14 protein-coding genes and 1 tRNA gene are annotated in these 17513 nt (G+C 42.8%); 7 read left to right on the top strand and 8 right to left on the bottom strand.

Annotation, left to right across the window (positions count from 1 at the left end):
* Positions 1-4: 4 nt before the first annotated feature.
* The 3 genes from DSL64_RS00530 to DSL64_RS00520 form a co-directional block, all read right to left on the bottom strand.
* Positions 5-415, bottom strand: a complete 411-nt coding sequence (locus DSL64_RS00530; protein ID WP_115829122.1) for an Rrf2 family transcriptional regulator — start codon at positions 413-415, stop codon at positions 5-7.
* 622 nt (positions 416-1037) lie between these two features.
* The gene (locus DSL64_RS00525) at positions 1038-1445 is read right to left on the bottom strand and encodes a DoxX family protein (RefSeq protein WP_115828688.1); all 408 of its coding nucleotides are present in this window, start codon (positions 1443-1445) and stop codon (positions 1038-1040) included.
* 23 nt (positions 1446-1468) lie between these two features.
* Positions 1469-3676 (bottom strand): T9SS type B sorting domain-containing protein, encoded by a 2208-nt coding sequence (locus tag DSL64_RS00520; protein WP_115828687.1) that lies wholly within the window; start codon positions 3674-3676, stop codon positions 1469-1471.
* A 65-nt stretch (positions 3677-3741) separates the two neighbouring features.
* Between DSL64_RS00520 and rlmD the strand changes: the two genes are divergently transcribed.
* Entirely contained in the window at positions 3742-5142 is a 1401-nt protein-coding gene (gene rlmD / locus DSL64_RS00515; protein ID WP_115828686.1) for a 23S rRNA (uracil(1939)-C(5))-methyltransferase RlmD, read from the top strand.
* Positions 5143-5219: 77 nt separating this feature from the next.
* Here rlmD and dnaB read toward each other — a convergent pair whose 3' ends face one another.
* Positions 5220-6815, bottom strand: coding sequence for a replicative DNA helicase (dnaB, locus tag DSL64_RS00510; RefSeq protein WP_229216903.1), 1596 nt, complete (start codon positions 6813-6815; stop codon positions 5220-5222).
* Positions 6816-7050: 235 nt separating this feature from the next.
* On the opposite strand from dnaB, the gene DSL64_RS00505 reads away from it, so the two are divergent.
* Genes DSL64_RS00505 through DSL64_RS00495 form a run of 3 tightly spaced genes read left to right on the top strand, consistent with a single transcriptional unit; the run spans position 7051 to position 11339 of the window.
* Positions 7051-8001 (top strand): PhoH family protein, encoded by a 951-nt coding sequence (locus DSL64_RS00505; RefSeq protein ID WP_115828685.1) that lies wholly within the window; start codon positions 7051-7053, stop codon positions 7999-8001.
* Entirely contained in the window at positions 7982-9271 is a 1290-nt protein-coding gene (locus tag DSL64_RS00500) for a M43 family zinc metalloprotease (RefSeq protein ID WP_115828684.1), read from the top strand. The genes DSL64_RS00505 and DSL64_RS00500 overlap by 20 nt, the downstream gene beginning before the upstream one ends.
* A 4-nt stretch (positions 9272-9275) precedes the next feature.
* Positions 9276-11339, top strand: a complete 2064-nt coding sequence (locus tag DSL64_RS00495; RefSeq protein WP_115828683.1) for a ComEC/Rec2 family competence protein — start codon at positions 9276-9278, stop codon at positions 11337-11339.
* Here DSL64_RS00495 and DSL64_RS00490 read toward each other — a convergent pair.
* Positions 11321-12442 carry a hypothetical protein gene (locus DSL64_RS00490; RefSeq protein WP_229216902.1) on the bottom strand — a complete coding sequence of 374 codons (1122 nt, stop codon included), beginning with the start codon at positions 12440-12442 and terminating at the stop codon, positions 11321-11323. The genes DSL64_RS00495 and DSL64_RS00490 overlap by 19 nt on opposite strands.
* A 39-nt stretch (positions 12443-12481) precedes the next feature.
* Here DSL64_RS00490 and DSL64_RS00485 point away from each other — a divergent pair, with 39 nt between their 5' ends.
* Positions 12482-12955 (top strand): deoxycytidylate deaminase, encoded by a 474-nt coding sequence (locus DSL64_RS00485; protein ID WP_115828682.1) that lies wholly within the window; start codon positions 12482-12484, stop codon positions 12953-12955.
* Positions 12956-13045: 90 nt separating this feature from the next.
* On the opposite strand, the gene DSL64_RS00480 is transcribed toward DSL64_RS00485, so the two are convergent.
* Complete coding sequence (locus tag DSL64_RS00480) at positions 13046-13558, bottom strand: FKBP-type peptidyl-prolyl cis-trans isomerase (protein ID WP_115828681.1); 513 nt, start codon at positions 13556-13558, stop codon at positions 13046-13048.
* A 108-nt stretch (positions 13559-13666) separates the two neighbouring features.
* On the opposite strand from DSL64_RS00480, the gene DSL64_RS00475 reads away from it, so the two are divergent.
* Both DSL64_RS00475 and holA read left to right on the top strand, forming a co-directional pair.
* On the top strand, positions 13667-14287 hold the full coding sequence (locus DSL64_RS00475) for an acyl carrier protein phosphodiesterase (RefSeq protein ID WP_115828680.1): 621 nt from the start codon (positions 13667-13669) through the stop codon (positions 14285-14287).
* A 5-nt stretch (positions 14288-14292) separates the two neighbouring features.
* Positions 14293-15312, top strand: a complete 1020-nt coding sequence (gene holA, locus DSL64_RS00470) for a DNA polymerase III subunit delta (protein WP_115828679.1) — start codon at positions 14293-14295, stop codon at positions 15310-15312.
* 51 nt (positions 15313-15363) lie between these two features.
* On the opposite strand, the gene DSL64_RS00465 is transcribed toward holA, so the two are convergent.
* Together DSL64_RS00465 and DSL64_RS00460 are read right to left on the bottom strand one after the other, a co-directional pair.
* Positions 15364-17139: an ABC transporter ATP-binding protein gene (locus DSL64_RS00465; protein WP_115828678.1), complete on the bottom strand. Its 1776-nt coding sequence runs from the start codon at positions 17137-17139 to the stop codon at positions 15364-15366.
* A gap of 108 nt (positions 17140-17247) precedes the next feature.
* Positions 17248-17321, bottom strand: a tRNA-Met gene (locus DSL64_RS00460).
* Positions 17322-17513 lie beyond the last annotated feature (192 nt).

The raw sequence follows: 17513 nt of genomic DNA, 5'->3' as shown, positions 1-17513 counted from the left end.
ATGATTAATTAAATTTTTCAGAGAATTCAGCAAGTGTCATTTGTGCCAGACTTTCGGTCAGCGCTTTCTCAGCACTTTCATAAAGTGCATTCAGGTGCTGATTGATCTGCCTGCCAACGGGGCAATCAGGATTGGGTTGGTTGACAGCCTTGCCAAGTAAGTCAGTTTGCCGTACGGAAGCATATACATCTGCCATCCGGATTGCCGTCGCATTCAGAGCCAGACGTGATCCACCAGCTTTTCCCTCCTTGCTAAGAACAAAGCCTTTTTCGCGAAGGTTACTCAGTTCTTTTCGCACCAGCACCGGGTTGATATTGATACTGCCAGACAGAAATTCTGATGAAAGCCACTCCTCGGGAAACTTTGCAAGAAGTGTCAGGATATGTACTGAAATGGCAAACCTTCCATTACTCATACTGTAATTATTTTTGTTACAGTATGAATACATTCTGAATAAAAATTAAGTTCTGCTTAACAGGATTTTTTTGCGAAGGCTACTTATTGCTGCTCTCTGCGCATTAGAAACAGAAGCCAATGTTTAGGGGGCAAGGGAACTAAAAGGCAGCTCCGTTAAGGAAATGTTGCTTAGGCTGCCAGTCAGTAAATTGATTTTAGATTGCAGAAACGCCGCGAACGGCTATTGTTTTGGATGCTGAGAGAAGGTTGAAATTTGGCAAACATGGGATAATATTCAATACCGGTAGTTGATATTGAATTCATTTTTTGCTCGTAAATTATTGAGTGAGTGGGTTGTCGACGAACTTTAACAGTAGGATATGTTTTTTATATGTCTGTAAAACAGAAAGTTATAACTTAAATAATATAATACTATTAATACATTTTATACTTTTAATTATTATTCTTTGTATAAAACATAATAATTGTATGCATTTATATGGGATATTATACTTTTAATAAGCTAATACAATTAATATGTATAAAAAGTATTTAAAGGTGTATACTTTAAAACCTGTTATATAGTACTGTAATTTTAATACTATTTAACAGGTTCATATGTATTTTAAGTACGTATCTTATTATACTTTTTTCTTGCTGTCCAGAGATATTAGATTGTGAGAATCGGTAAAGCAAAGTAGCGTACAGAAGAAGGCTGTGTGTAACATTTGAGAGGGTATGGCGCCCCAGTCTTCCTGCATGGACGAACCAAAGATCAGCAGTATCATTATAAAAGCGCCGGCTATAAGGGCTTGCCTTGTGAGTAGTCCGACCAGGAGCAAAATGCCTGTTAAAAATTCTGCAATGGGCAGTGCATAACTGAAAGGAATAACCAATGAGGCGGGAAGCATTGTATTCTCAAATTTGGAAAGCATCCAGTTGCTGAATCCTGCCAGTTTGGGTAACCTGACAAGTCCATGTCCGAACATGCTCATGGCTACAGCTGTACGGGCGAGAAAAAACGCCCAATGGGCCGAAGAAAAAGACATAATAGAGATGTTTGAGTAAAATGTTATTTGATGATCGTAAGTCCGCCTTTAAAGGTTTTGGCGGTATACTCGATAAGATAATAATACTGCCCTGCATTTAAGTCGGTAGGACACCAGTTCTGACCCGGTTGATCGGTAAAATAAACCTGCTTTCCCCAACGGTTATAGACAACAATCTGTTTGAATTGATTATCACAGTTGCCAACCGGCAGGTTTCTGAGGACAAGACAATCATTTTTGCCATCGTTATTGGGCGTAATCACGTTCGGTATTTCCGGCATTTCAAAAGTATCGTCTGTGATAACGGTAAGCTCTACCGTGGTGGTATCTGTTGCTGATGCACAGTTCTTATCCTGTGCGATAAAATCTATCAAGAATACCCGGCTGTTTTCTCCCTGCATCACCCGGCATTCGGGCGACCAGCTGTATGGGCTCGTAAGTGATCTTGTACCTGAGATGTTGTCGAAAGCCATTCCTGCATCATGCAGGTCAAATCCCCGGCCTGTCGCCGTTAAACTGATCGCGTTGGTATCAACGTCCATAGCCGTTACATTGAATTGAATTGTGCCCGATTTACCAATATGGTATGAAATGTTTTGCGACGAAAGATCTGTGGAAATGGACGGAGGGGTATTTGGCGATTCCTGAACGATAAAATAAACAGGTCTTGACACAGGGAGTGGATTGCCCTCGCATCGCATGTCTTCAAGTATAAAATCGACAGCGAGTGTGTCTCCTTTACGTGCGTGGCAGGGGGGCGTCCACGAAAAATTTTGCTGTACAGTTTCCTTTCCGGACGCTTTTTGAAAGCGCATACCCTGGCTGGTAAGCGCAAAACCCGCACCACGTGCGTAGAGCTCCAGCTCATCTTTGTCAATGTCTTTCCCGTATACCGTGAAATTGACCGGCTCGCCCGCGGTGACATTCACATAGTCTGAGGGTAAAGAAGTAGTAATGGCCGGCGGATTATTGTTGCTGTTTTCCCGGCGAATGTAAATTGTAAGCGTATCTGTAAGCGGGGTAGGGCAACTGGCATCCTCCGCTACAAGTTCGAGACGGATCGGCCGATTGCCATAGGTTACGAAACAGTCGTCCAGACATACTTCAAAGCGCATAGTATCTTTTGAAGTAGTGGTGGCAAATTCGGCAGGAAGCAGGCTGAAATAGTCTCTGGTATTATTTACCGCACTTCCATAGACCCTGATTTTGTCGTTGAGTGAAGGATCTACAACCATGACTTCGAAGCAATTCGGGTCATTTTTTGTCAAAGTAATGATCTCATTTTCTTTATACAAGATGTTTTTACCGGCTGGTCTGTATAGTACTGTGGGAGCCTCCATTTTGGGGCAGTCCACGACCTTAAGCTGGAAATCTCTGGTAAGCGAACCGATTCTCACTTTATTTCTGTATTCATCTACCTGAACTGCAAATACATATAGTCCTGTTGCGCCGGGCGTGACCGAAAGCATTCCTGTTCTGCTATTTACGGTAAGGGGCTTTGGACCGGGGATTACGTTGGATATGGAAATCCCATCTACGAAAGTTAATCTGGGGAAATTGGAGGATCCACGTCCCGGAGCACTTGGTTGCTCTTTCGTTGAAAATCCCTGCATGGGCGTGATGAGAGTATACACCAGACTGTCGCCGTCAGCATCTGTGCCGCCGAAATTGAAATTGAACGGCGTGTTGATACAGGCATAATCACCCTCAATCAAAGGAAATACCGGCGATGAATTATTGAATTTTACATTGTTTCTTGACAGCGCTGGAAATTCAAGATAAAACAGGCTTCCTGCGTCTCCCGGATCTTTGATATTTGTAATTGTGCCATTTCTGCAACATCTGTCCCAGGTCATGTAGTAACCCTGGGGATCGGAAAAACTTTCGGTATTTACAATTGCATCCAGTGCATATGTGATACTATATGTCTGCAAATCTGATATTACACAGGATGGATTGGTGTAACTGACCAATTTTCGTTCTATTTTTGGAGCCTGAAAATAAGCAACAGGCACGTTGTCACGTTTTCGGAATATGTAAATGACAACTACCGAATCTTCGGCTGCGGGATTCCCATTCCTGGAGTCGAAGTACATCGTTAGCCCCATGCGGTAATTATACATGGAATTCCTGTTTTCGGTAATAAACAATTGACCGCCAACAATATGGGTTGCCTGTGCATATAATGAGGAAAGGAGAATCAGAAAAAGGAGAGTAAACTGATTTTTCATGGCCGCTAAGAAGGAGTAAAGGTTTTCCGGATAACTATTCGGTTTAGGTTATATTAATAAAAAGGATGTCTAAGAATAATAAGTATGAGCACGTTGAAATTACTGATTTCGCGGCAGAAGGCAAATGTATATTCAAATCTGAGGACGGTGTTATTTTTGTAGAAGGCAATGTTGCTCCCGGTGACATTGTAGATCTGGAAGTCGTCAGAACAAAAAAGAAACTGAAAGAGGCGATTGTAACCAAAGTCCATTCCAAATCATCACTACGTACAGATCCGTATTGCCTGCATCATCTTGTGTGTGGTGGTTGTAAGTGGCAGCATATTGGCTATGAACACCAGCTGCGTTTCAAGCGGCAGCAGGTGGTTGACCATTTTGAAAGGATAGGTCATATCAAAAATGTGACGATTAATGAGATCAAGGCTGCTCCATCCACAGAGTATTATCGTAACAAGTTGGAATTTACGTTTTCGAACTGGCGCTGGCTGACGAAGGACGAAATGAATTCTGGTGAGCAGTTTACAAAAAATGCGCTGGGCTTTCACGTTCCTAAAAGATTCGACAAGATTTTTACAGTTAATCATTGCCATCTTCAGCCTGATCCTTCCAACACAATCAGGAACTCGTTGCACCATTTTGGAGAGCTTCATGGCATTCCTTACTACGACGTACGTTTTAATGTAGGTACACTCCGTAACGTGATTATCCGTACAGCCAATTCTGGCGACATCATGGTGATTGTCCAGTTCGGAGCACAGGACGACGAAGCGATTGAAAAAGTGATGGAATATATGCTTAAAACCCATCCTGAAATCACTTCCCTCAACTATATCGTAAATCTGAAAGGAAATGATTCCTACCAGGATCAGGAAGTGATTCATTACGCGGGAGAAAAGGCGATCCGTGAAACAATGGAGGATCTGACGTTTTTGGTTGGCCCTAAATCTTTTTATCAGACAAACTCGGCACAAGCTTACACTTTGTTTGATATTACCCGCGAGTATGCGGGACTGACTGGCAACGAGTCGGTGTATGATTTATATACTGGAACAGGAACCATCGCTAACTTCGTGGCAAGAAGAGCTAAGAAGGTAGTAGGTGTGGAATATGTGGAAGCTGCTGTTGCAGATGCGCGTATTAACTCGCAGATCAATGGTATTACCAATACTTCATTTTATGCCGGTGATATGCGTCATATTATGAATGAAAGCTTTTTGAAAAAGCATGGCAGACCTGATGTGATTATCACTGACCCTCCGCGTGCAGGGATGGATCAGCCGGTTGTAGAAACAATATTGAAAGCAGCTCCTGACCGTATCGTATATGTGAGCTGTAATACCGCAACGCAAGCGCGGGATTTAGCTTTAATGGCGAACGATTATGCAGTTGTAAAAGTGCAACCTGTAGACATGTTCCCGAATACGCACCACGTAGAGAACATTGCACTGCTGGAGAAAAGGAACTGATTACCAGCATGGGGAGAAGGGCAGGGGCATTGCTTAAACCCCATGCCTCTCTCTCTCTGCCCTTTACCCAAAGCCCATCAAAACGGAGGCTCGTCGTTAGGGCCTTTATAATCGAAGTTACTGAGGTCGTTCGCACGGCTTCTCAGCGTTCCACTTGCCGCGGGCGATGCGCTTTCAAAGGATGCAATCGGATTGTTTGTCACGATGGGCCTGTCAACTGCATAAGGTGCGGGCGCAAACTGCGCATCGAGATCTGCGAATTTGGTATACTTACCAATAAATCTCAACTGAATTGTATCCAGAGAACCAGCCCGGTTTTTAGCAAGAATTACCTCACCAACACCAGCTACCGAATTTCCTGCTTCATCTTCCGTAATGCCATAATATTCAGGCCTGTACAGGAATATTACCATATCGGCATCCTGCTCAATAGAACCTGATTCCCTCAAATCTGATAGCTGAGGTCTTTTTTCTCCACCGCGCGTTTCCACTGCACGACTCAACTGAGACAGGGCAATTACCGGCACGTCAAGTTCTTTGGCAAGGTTTTTCAGAGAGCGTGAGATCATCGCAATTTCCTGTTCACGGTTACCTGCACCTTTACCCCCTGTATCCCCGGTCATCAGCTGGAGGTAGTCAATCACGATCATTTGTATATCGTGCTGAGCTTTTAACCTTCTGCATTTGGCACGCAGTTCCAAAATACTAAGAGCTGGTGTATCATCAATATAAATCGGCGCGTTGGTCAGCTTGTGAATACGATGGTGCAATTGCTCCCATTCATGTGGTGCAAGACTTCCTTTTCTGATTTTTTCACTGTCAATTTCAGCCTCAGCAGAGATAAGCCTGTTCACCAGCTGTACCGAGGACATTTCGAGAGAGAATATGGCAACAGGAATATTGAAATCCACCGCTGCGTTGCGTAGGGACGATACTACGAAAGCCGTTTTCCCCATACCTGGACGTGCTGCCAGAATCATCAATTCAGTTTTTTGCCATCCGGATGTTAAACGATCCAGAGCGCTGAAACCTGAGGGAACACCTGTAAGTCCGTCTGTATTGTTTTTCTTCTGATCCAATTCTTCCAGAGCCTGACGCATGAGAGCACCCATATCCGAATAATTCTTCTTGATATTGGATTCAGATATCTGGAACAGAGCTTGTTCAGTTTTATCAAGAAGCCGAAAAACGTCAGTAGTATCTTCAAAAGCATCTCGTATTATCTCTGAAGATATTTTGATAAGTTCTCTCTTGATGGCTGCCTGAGAAATGATACGAGCGTGAAATTCGATGTTGGCAGCCGAGTTGACTCTCGACGTCAGCTCCATAATATAAGCTGCGCCACCTATCATTTCCAGTTCACCGGTGCTCCGTAACTTACTGGTTACCGTAAGCATATCTATAGGCTCGGAATCAGCAAAAAGCGTAATTATGGCACTGTAAATTCGCTGGTGCGATTCTTTATAGAAACTATCTGGTTTCAGAATGTCGGCAACGTCAGTCAGTGCGTCTTTTTCTATCATTAATGCTCCCAGAATAGCTTCTTCCACATCAACAGCCTGTGGAGGTAGTTTACCGAAGTTCTGGTCATTGCCAGTAAGTCTGGCAGGGCCAGGCCTGCGCGATGAAGCAGCTTGCCGGGGAGCGTTTTTTGCTGAATTATTATTTTCCATATTACCACAAAATTAAGCATAACAGGGCAGTGAGAAAAGGAGAAGGCGACAAGTATTTTTTTGAGCCGGATATAAAAAATGGAAGGGCTGATTATGAATCACTTGTCAGTTTTTGATTCAGATTATAGTTTTTTCTTGCAACAGGTGAAGCTATAGAAAGAACCCATTTGTGGCAAATCTTGGTTATTATTACTAAATTTTACAATATTTATAAAACACTAAACCAATTATTCATTTGCTGGAAAAAATCATCACTCTCGAAGACATTTCAATGGTCGATTTTCTTGGAATACACAATTCCAATATCAAGGAAGTTGCAACCGCTTTTCCCGGGAGTAAAATAATTTCAAGAGGTAACGAAATCAGGATCCAGGGCACCGCGCCGGAGATCATGCGAATTACTGATGTCATGGATTCACTGATCGCTCATTACCAGAAGTATGGAAAAATAACTCCGGAGAATGTTAGGATTTATCTTAACGGAGTCACACTACCGGCCAGTTCCAAAACTGCTGAGGACGATGATGACGTAATTATATATGGTAACAAGGGGCTGGTTATCAAAGCAAAAACGGCTAATCAGAAGTTGCTGGTTGACAGGGCTTCGAAGTTTGATCTGGTGTTTGCAGTTGGACCGGCGGGAACAGGAAAAACTTATACGGCTGTAGCTATTGCAGTTAAGGCATTGAAAAACAAGGAGGTCAGGAAAATCATCATCACCAGACCTGCCGTTGAAGCAGGGGAGAACCTGGGTTTTTTACCGGGCGATTTGAAAGAAAAAATAGATCCGTATTTACGACCGATTTATGACGCGCTTGATGATATGATCGCCCCGGAAAAGCTGAAGCTGTATCTGGAGTCACGCGTAATCGAAATTGCTCCCCTTGCTTACATGCGTGGACGAACATTGAACAATGCATTTATTCTGCTGGATGAGGCGCAAAATACAACGCCTATGCAGATGAAGATGTTCCTGACCAGAATGGGGCCAAGTTCAAAGGCAATTATTACCGGCGATAAATCTCAGATTGATTTACCCAAGAATCTGAAATCGGGATTAACGGATTCTATTCAGGTTTTGAAGGGGATTAAGGGAATCAGTTTTGTAGAGCTGGATGGATCCGATGTGGTTCGTCATCGTCTTGTTCGTGATATATTGGCAGCTTATGAAAAATCGGAGCAGTAGTAGATTTCTGACAGTTTTATTGTCAGCACTTTGTGCTACTTCTCTGGTAGCGCAGCAATCAGAAGTTCCCCTGAAACGCTGCGCTACTGATTATCTTGATTCTATACGGATCCGTAATAATCCGTCACTGCTTCATATCAGAGAGAAAACGGAGGAGGCGATTCAGGATCATCTATATCAAAAATCAAATAACTTTCGCATTGCTTCTGATGTTGTTGTCACGATACCTGTGGTAGTGCATGTGGTGCATAATCGTCGTGACGGACAAATTGGTGGTGCCAATAACAGCAATATTTCCGACGAGCAAATCGCCAGTCAGATCGAAACGCTGAATGAAGATTACAGCAATACATCAGGTTATCAGGGTTTTTATACAGGGACGCATGCTGTAGATACTGGTATCCGTTTCAAATTGGCAGGCGTCGTAAGAACCTACGATTCCCGGCAGTCTTTCAGCGTACAAACTTCAGATAAAGAACTTGCCAAAGCTTCACCTCCGTGGGCTACCAATAAGTATTTGAATATATGGGTTTGCGAGCTTTCAGCTGAATATCTGGGGATCGCGCAAAGTCCGACGGTAACAGAAATCAATCCTCAAACCAACGGGCTTGTAACCAGTGAAGATGAGGCGATTGATCCTTTAACTGATGGTGTAATTATTGGCTGGCGGTATTTTGGCCGGAATCAGCCTGCAAATACAAGTAGTTTTTATAACCTTGGACGAACCACCACACACGAAATAGGTCATTGGTTGGGTTTGCTGCATATCTGGGGACGTACAATTTGCGGAACTGATTATTGCGACGATACACCAAGGGCGGAAACGTCTTACCTACCCGATACACCTGTGTGCGGTGAGGTGTATTCCAACTGCGAGGGCAGGCCATCGCGCAACATGATTGAGAATTACATGGATTATTCTCCTGATCGCTGCATGAGCGTGTTTACAAATGATCAGAAGAAAAGAATGCATGCCGTCCTGGCTGTGAGTCCGCGTCGTGCTCAGTTAGTTGCGTATGCTACAAGTACAGAAAACAGGCTTTCTGTTGAAGTGTATCCCAATCCCGTGGGAGATTATCTTCAGGCCAATGTCTATACTCCCAATTATGCTGATTTTCGCCTCAGTGTATTCAATGACAAGGGTGTCCAAATGATCGGCGAAACATACAATCAGACTTATATCAACGTGAAAAACTTACCATCCGGTGTTTACATTCTTCGTGTAACCAGCGGTTCAGAAACTGTAAGTAAACGTTTATTAGTCAGATGATAACATGCTTTCACGTACGCCGTTTGTAAGTCCTGTCCTGAGTTTCATGACAGGAGTCCTTCTTGGAGAATACTTTTTTCGGGATTCACATCTTACGCTACTGATTTTGGAAGTAGCCACATGTGCTCTTCTATTTGCTCTGGTTACAATTGTGCTTCTGAGGAGACAGGCCAAGGGGAGTCTCATCCTGCTTTTTTTCCTGCTGTCAGGTGCACTGGCAGTGTCCTTTCAAAACGATTGGTTAGATCAGGATCAGGCGCTTTTTGAAAAACAAGATTGCGAGGTATATACAGCCATAATTAGCTCTCTACCGGAAAAGCGTACAAAGAACTTTCGATACGAAATTCGGATTGATCAGTACAAGTCCGGCACTAACTGGAATCACTGCGACATAAAGGCGCTGATGACTATTCCTCTTGATGCGGTTCTTGTACCACAGCCGGGCAATCGTGTTTTGGTGATCGGCTCTCTGGATCGTCCATCTCAGCCACTCAACCCGGATGAATTTAACTACCCTCTGTATCTGAGAAACAAAGGAATAGTATGGGTGGATTATCTGCAGAATGGAACCTATCAAATCATTGACTCCGATAACAGTCTTTCTCAACTTCGTAGCTGGAGTTTTTCTATGTCCGGCTGGGCCGATCAGGTTTTCAGAAAACAGATTAAGGATGACGAGTCTTATGGTTTGGTAAAAGCCATGTTGCTGGGGCGCAGAGACGATCTGAGATCAGAACAGGTTGATAATTACACAATTTCAGGTACAGTACACATTCTATCTGTGTCCGGGATGCACGTGGCTATTATTTTCCTGGTGCTGAGTAAGTTACTGGGGTGGGTAAAAAAGTTGCCTGGAGGAAGATTGATTTATCTGTTATTAATCGTGGCAAGTCTCGGATTTTATGCTTTGGTTACTGGTTTACCTCCATCTGTTCAGCGCGCCACACTGATGTGTGTCATTTTCGTAATTGCTGAAACATTCAGCCGGAAGCAGCAGTCTGTCAATACCTTGGCCATTTCGGCTCTTTTGATTCTTGTTTTTGATCCGCATGCCTTATTCGACATTGGTTTTCAGCTGTCCTTTCTGGCTATGGCCGGCATTTTTCTCTTCTATAAGCCGATTGCGGATATATGGCAACCGACTGGTCGTATCAGTGCATTTTTGTGGGAAATTACGGTGTTGTCCTTTGCAGCTCAGTTGGCAACCTTTCCTTTGAGCTTATACTATTTTCACCAGTTCCCGACTTATTTCTGGCTTGTCAATCCATTTGTCATCTTTTTTACAAATATTCTGCTGCCTGCTTCGATGGTGTTATTACTCGTTAGTATTATTCCGATCGAATGGTTACAGTTTCTACCAGAACAGGCCGTATACTTCTCTGCTTACCTGACAAACATCTCAGTGGCCATTCCTAAGTATTTGCCGGGATACGTCCTCACAAATTTGCATCTGGATCATCTTGAAGTTGTTATGTTATACCTGCTTATGCTCATTGTATGGTACTCATTGGAAAGCAGGCAACTAAAAATACTTCAATACAGCCTGTTTCTCACAGTCATTTTTGTAATGTATTCTGTTTCGCAAAGCGTACAGCTTTTCTATTCACCGGCTGCAATTATTCATTCAATTCCCAGACATTCCGTTGTAAGTTTCAAAAATGGTGATCAGCTTTATGTTATGAGCGACAGTGCTTTTGTGAATGATAAGGATGCTTATAATTTCCGCATTGCAAATTATGCAATCAATCATGGTGTGCTGAATACCGTATATCTGTACCAGTCAGATAAATTGAACGATGCTGCCCCGGCATTTCTAAAGTGCCCATATGGGGAACTTGCCCTGTGGAATGGCAGACTTTTCACGAGAGGGAAATTTATTCGGGACAGCAACATTGATTATCAGGTCGTGACGAACGGTATGCCACCTAACGATATTTCATCACAGTCGCTGGTGATGCTGGGAGGGGAGATCAGATACAAACGAGCAGATCAATGGAAGGAATATCTGCTTGCTAATCAGATTCCTTTCTATGATCTGTCAGAAAAAGCCTACTGGGTTCCGGAATAAATACCCGAAATTTCACTCGTAATCTTTCTGTCCCACGCTGCCTGAGCCGAAGCATTTAAACCATGACCAGTTTCTCCGTCGTAAGCCTCCTGTTCCCGATTCATTTCCCGGTAGGTTTCAAGAAATTGATATTGTATTTCACTGTCGAAATCGTCTATTGTGAGCTCTGCTTTGATCAGATTTTTCTTGAACCGTTCTACAACAATACGGGTTACATCGAAATGAAGCTGCTCGTGCCGGAGTGTGCCTGCATTCCGTGACTCAGGCCGGCCCCAGGACATACTTTTTACCATAAAGATTTTAAGTCCTATTTCTACAACGAGGTCGTCGCCTTTGGGATAGGATTTTCCTTCATAAGCAAAGCTGGTAAAAACCGCGGCAGCATAACGGCTTCCGGGCTTGCTGCTCTGTCCGCGGAAATCAGCCCAGATGAGCGGTCTTGCAGAGTCGTAAAAGACAGTATCCCTGTCATTCCTGTTTCTGATTTCCTTAAAGACCAATACCAGATTTCGGGCCAGTGAAGGCGTTTTACCTGCATTCGTGTTCATCCAGTTGGTGAAATGAACAAGTGTCTGATTGAGAATCTGTTCCGCTATTTTTTCATAATATGGATCGTTCTCCGGCCGGGTGTAATTGGCGGAAGTCTGGTAGCTGGTGAGCTCAACTGGCTGCATATTCCTATACCAGCGGAAGGATACATCTAAGGTGATTTCACCTGTAACCTTGTTGGGCCCAGCCTTTTTTTCATTGATCCTGAAATCTTTAACTGTGATGTAAAGAGGAAGATAAGTCTGATTATTTTTGGGAGCCGTGAACGACCAATGTGTCAGCATTTCCTTTTCGATTGAAGAGGCGAAAGATAATGACGCTTCCTGCCCACCGCTGATCACACGACCAATCCCGGCACCTGGCGATTTTCTTTTGTCTTCGACTTCCTGAACAAAAAATTTATAGGATTTAAGCAGGGCAGGAGATTGTTTCTGCAGTTTGAGTGTTACCTTATTTGTCTGTGCAAATACCGGTCTTGCGCATAGTAGCATAAGTACCGGGATCAGCAGCATTTTAATGTGAGACAGTAATGTATATTGAATCCAAATCATCATTTTTCTAAGTTTGCAGCTCAATTCAAGTTTATAACCGCAATGACATTACCTACAACGAATTTTAAGCCGGAATTTGATGATATTTTTATGGAGTTGGCAAAAAATCTTGCGCAACGTTCACATTGTATCAAAGCTCAGGTCGGTGCGGTACTTACAAAAGATACGAGAATTATATCAATAGGTTACAACGGGCCACCTGCCGGTACACACAACTGCGATGAAGAGTTTCCGGAAACGGGTTGTCCGCGTGATGCAAAAGGCAGTTGCTCGCTTGCTTTGCACGCCGAGCAGAATGCAATTTTGTTTGCAGTAAAAAATGGTTCAAATATTGAAGGTTCCACTCTTTTTGTCACATTAGCCCCGTGCATTGCGTGTGCAAGAGTAATTTATACAATGAAGATCAAAAAGGTGATTTTTTTACATTCTTACGCCGCATACAAAGGTATTGCCGTAGAAGAAGGAGTGGAGTTCCTGAAGAGATTCGGAGTGGAAGTGGAGCATTATAAGCCGTAGGCTTATAATTATAAATGAAAAGTTAAGAATTAGGAATGAAGAATCAACCACAGCTAATTCTTCATTCCTAATTTATAACTCCTAATTTCCTCAGTGATGCACTCCGCCTTCGCCATGTACGTGACCGTGGCTGATTTCTTCTGCAGTTGCAGGACGAATAGATAATATCTGTCCTTCGAAGTGCATTTCTTTTCCTGCGAGCGGGTGGTTGAAGTTCATTACTACAACTTCCTCTTTTACCTCTAAAACCTGACCGTGCATACGTTCTCCGTCTTCGTTGGTCATCGGAATAAGATTGCCGACCTGAAGAAGCTCATCCTGGTTCACGTCTTCCATTTGAAATACCTGTTTTGGCAATTCAACAACAGCTTCTTCGTCGTATTCACCATAACCTTCTTCGGGTTCTACAGTGAAATCGAATGTATCACCCACTACAAGTCCTTCTATCTGGTTTTCGAAGCCTTCCGGAAGACCGCTGATACCTTGTATGAAATACATCGGATCCTCTTCCGTTACTACTTCTACCACATCCATTTCGCCATCTGTGTCGGGAATGCGCAGGCTATATGTTAACGCAATCACGTTATTTTTTTCAACTTTCATTTGCTTGTCTGATTAAAATATTGATTGTTGTAAAATAATTGTTCCCGGTGGTTGGCAGTAGCCATTGTGGCAGCAAACGTACAGCTATTTTATTAAAATATCAGGGAAATGAACTTTTTAGCACACTTATTACTGTCAGGAAACAGGGAAGGAATTATAATGGGTAATTTTGTCGGGGATTTTGTAAAAGGACTTCTCACGGAGGAAAAAACATCTGACTGGAATCCGGAGTATGTAGCGGGACTGAGATTACATCGGTTTATAGATTCCTTCACGGATACACATCCGATCGTACGCGAGGCCAGGAAAAAGATTGCTGAAAAGCATGGTCGACTGTCAGGAATTATCGTTGATATTTACTTCGATTACTTTTTAGCGAAGTTTTTTATGGACTTTTGCAATGAAACGCTCTGGAAGTATTCGCACCGGATGTATAGCCTGATCGAAAAGAATGAATATCTGATTCCCGAGGAAATGATACCGATGGCAAGGGGAATGATACGGCAGGACTGGCTCAATAGTTACAATTCATTTGAAGGTATTGATCTGACCTTTAGCCGTATGTCGCGCAGAGCAGGTTTTATGGCTCCTATCCGAGACGCGGTGAACGAGCTCAGGTTCAATGAGTTATTTTACGAGGAAAAGTTTATGACCTTTTTCCCTGAACTTAAAGTGGAATCTGAGCGCTTCATAGCAGAACATAATCAGTTTAACAATAAGAATCATTAGTACCTATGGCTCAATCGCCTGATGTTGCTTTAAAAGAAATTAAAAGTAAAAAGTATAAACCGCTCTATTTCCTGCATGGAGATGAGCCTTTTTATATTGATAGTATTGCTGAAGAACTCGAAAAACGTGTTGTTCCGGAGTCGGAGAAAGGTTTTAATCAGTTTATATTATACGGGAAAGATACGGATGTGGCTGGCGTACTGAGTTACGCCAGAAGATTCCCCTTTATGGCTGAACGACAGCTTGTATTGGTAAAGGATGCTAACAAGCTGGGCGGTATAGAACAGAAGGAACAGCAAACGCGCCTGGAGGAATATGCTTCTAATCCACTGAGCAGCACAGTATTGGTGTTCTGCTTTCAAAGTAATGCCGATGAACGCAAATCATATATCAAAGCTTTCAATACGCATGGGCTGGTGGTTCAGTCTAAAAAGATGTATGATAATAAGTTACCTGAATGGGTGGCTTCGTTCTGTCAGTCTGAAGGCGTGAAAATAAGCCCGAAGGCAATCCAGATGATCGTCGATAATATTGGCAACGACCTGAAAAGATTGACCAATGAGATCAGGAAAATCATGGTTAATCTTAATCCCGATCAGGGTATTGATGCAGAGGCGGTGGAGCGGTTTATCGGAATCAGCAAAGAATACAATGTTTTTGAATTTCAGAAAGCATTGGCAAACCGTGATGCATTGAAAGCAAATCGTATTGCCGCGTATTTTTCAGCCAATTCGAAGGATAATCCGTTGGCTCCGATTTTGATTATCCTGTATAATTTTTACGCAAAAGTACTTTTAACGCACGCAAGTAAGGATAAATCGGAAAAGGGACTTGCCGCAGAGCTGGGAGTGAATCCTTTTTTTGTCAAAGATTATAACCATGCTGCCCGCAACTACCCTATGGCGAAAGCGGCCAATGTGATTCAGTATCTTCGTGAAGCGGATGCGCGCATGAAAGGTTTGGACGGAGTGTCGATTCCGGAATCAGAATTACTGAAGGAGCTTGTATTCAAGATTATTCATTAGAAGCAAGACATCTATCCCCGAAAAAGCAGTTTCCGGGGATAGATAACACGATTATACGGCAACTACCTCCACCTTGCGTTCTCCGATCTGTTGGCGCCACATTGCATAGTAGAGGCCTTTTTCAGCCAGCAGGGTAGTGTGGCTACCCGTTTCAACAATTTTGCCTTTTTCGAGTACATAAATACGATCAGCATGCATAATGGTTGAAAGCCTGTGTGCAATCATCACCGTGATATGCTGACGCTGGTCGGTAATATTTCTTATCGTATTAGAGATTTCTTCCTCTGTAAGTGAATCCAAAGCAGAAGTTGCTTCGTCAAAGATCATCAGGTTCGGATTTCTTAGCAACGCACGTGCAATAGACAAACGTTGTCTTTCACCGCCAGAAAGTTTCAATCCTCCCTCACCGATTACTGTCTCGATGCCATTTTCTGCTCTTGCCAGCAGATTGTAGCAAGCTGCTTTGTGAAGCACGTCGTTGATCAGTTCATCAGATGCTTCGGGATTGACAAATAAAAGATTCTCTTTAATTGTTCCCGAAAACAACTGCGTATCCTGTGTTACGAAACCTATTTTGTGACGCATTTCATCGAAATCAATCAGATTGCCATCTAAGCCGTTGTAAAACAACGTCCCGTTGATAGGGTGATACAAACCGACAAGCAATTTTACCAGGGTAGTTTTGCCCGATCCTGAAGGACCTACAAACGCAATAGTTTCTCCTTTTTTAACTTCAAAGGAAATATCTTCCAGTGCGGGCCGGGTGGCCGACTGATGTTGAAAATGCACATGATCAAATCGTAATGCATTGATTTCATGAATAATATGAGGATTGACCGGCTTTCTTTCTACAGGTCTTGCGAGCAGTGTTTGCAGATTTCCCAAAGAAGCTTCAGCCTCCCTATAGGAAAGGATTACGTTACCAAGTTCCTGCAACGGACCAAAAATAAAGAAAGAATAAAACTGCATCATCATCATTTGTCCCACTGTAATCTGTTCATGAAAAACATAAAACAGCAAGGCGAACATAATGCACTGTTGAAGGAAGTTAACGAATGTTCCCTGTATGAAGCTGATAGACCTGATACTTTTAACCTTATTGAGTTCCAGTTTCAGTATCTTAAACGTAGTGGTATTTAGTCTCGAAATTTCCTGAGAGGTTAAGCCCAGACTTTTGATAAGTTCGATATTACGTAGCGATTCGGTCGTAGATCCGGCCAGAGCGGTGGTTTGCTTCACGATGTTTTTCTGTATTCCTTTGATTTTCCTGCTCAGAATGCTTGTAAGTACTGCCAGTACTACAGATCCAATCAGATAAATCAGTGGCAACATTGGGCTGAGTTTGAATGCGACGATGACTACAAACACGATTCCGACTAAGGTTGCGAAAAGGACGTTCACGAAATTGGTAATGAATTTTTCGCAATCGGCTCTCACTTTTTGTAAAACGGATAAAGTTTCCCCGCTTCTCTGATCTTCAAAATCCTGGAAGGGCAGGCGTAGGGCGTGTTTCAGGCCATCGGTATAAAGGCTCGCACCGAATTTCTGAATGACAACATTCACTACATAATCCTGAAAAGCCTTGGCGATACGTGAAACCATGGCAGTACCGATCAGCAGCAGCAAACCGATTACTACTCCTTTGAAATATTCATTATTCAGCCCGCTGTCTCTGAATTCTTTAGCCTTATTTGCGAATGGGTCAATCAGATAATTACCAAGAATGTAAGGGCTTAATAATGAGAATATCTGGTTAACAGCTGCCAGCAAAAGTGCCAGCAGAATAAGCAATTTATAATTGCTTAGGTAGCGTAATAATAGTTTCATGATGTGGTGATTTGTGCGAGCTGGTGGAGACTCGTCCAGAGGATAAACTAAAAGAAGAGGAATAAAATTCTCTGTAAAAGAAAAAAGGCACCCTTTGAGGTGCCTTTGTAGCGGGGAGCAGAATCGAACTGCCGACCTTAGGGTTATGAATCCTACGCTCTAACCATCTGAGCTACCCCGCCGTAATCGTGGTGCAAAAGTATGTTAAATAATATTAACATGCAATCGTTTTGGTAAAATATTCGTTAAAAAAAATATTTGAAGAAAAAGCGAAGTGAACTATGCTGCTTTATCTAATTGAATTATGCTATATTACAACTTTTAAATCCGTGTATAAGGCGTATGCTGGTTCTTGCTAACCCTATTTCTTTTTG

The sequence above is a fragment of the Dyadobacter luteus genome (assembly GCF_003383615.1).
In the GTDB taxonomy this organism is placed as follows: Bacteria; Bacteroidota; Bacteroidia; order Cytophagales; family Spirosomataceae; genus Dyadobacter; species Dyadobacter luteus.
Note: the sequence above shows the minus strand (reverse complement) of the source record. Positions and strands in the feature narration are given on the sequence as shown.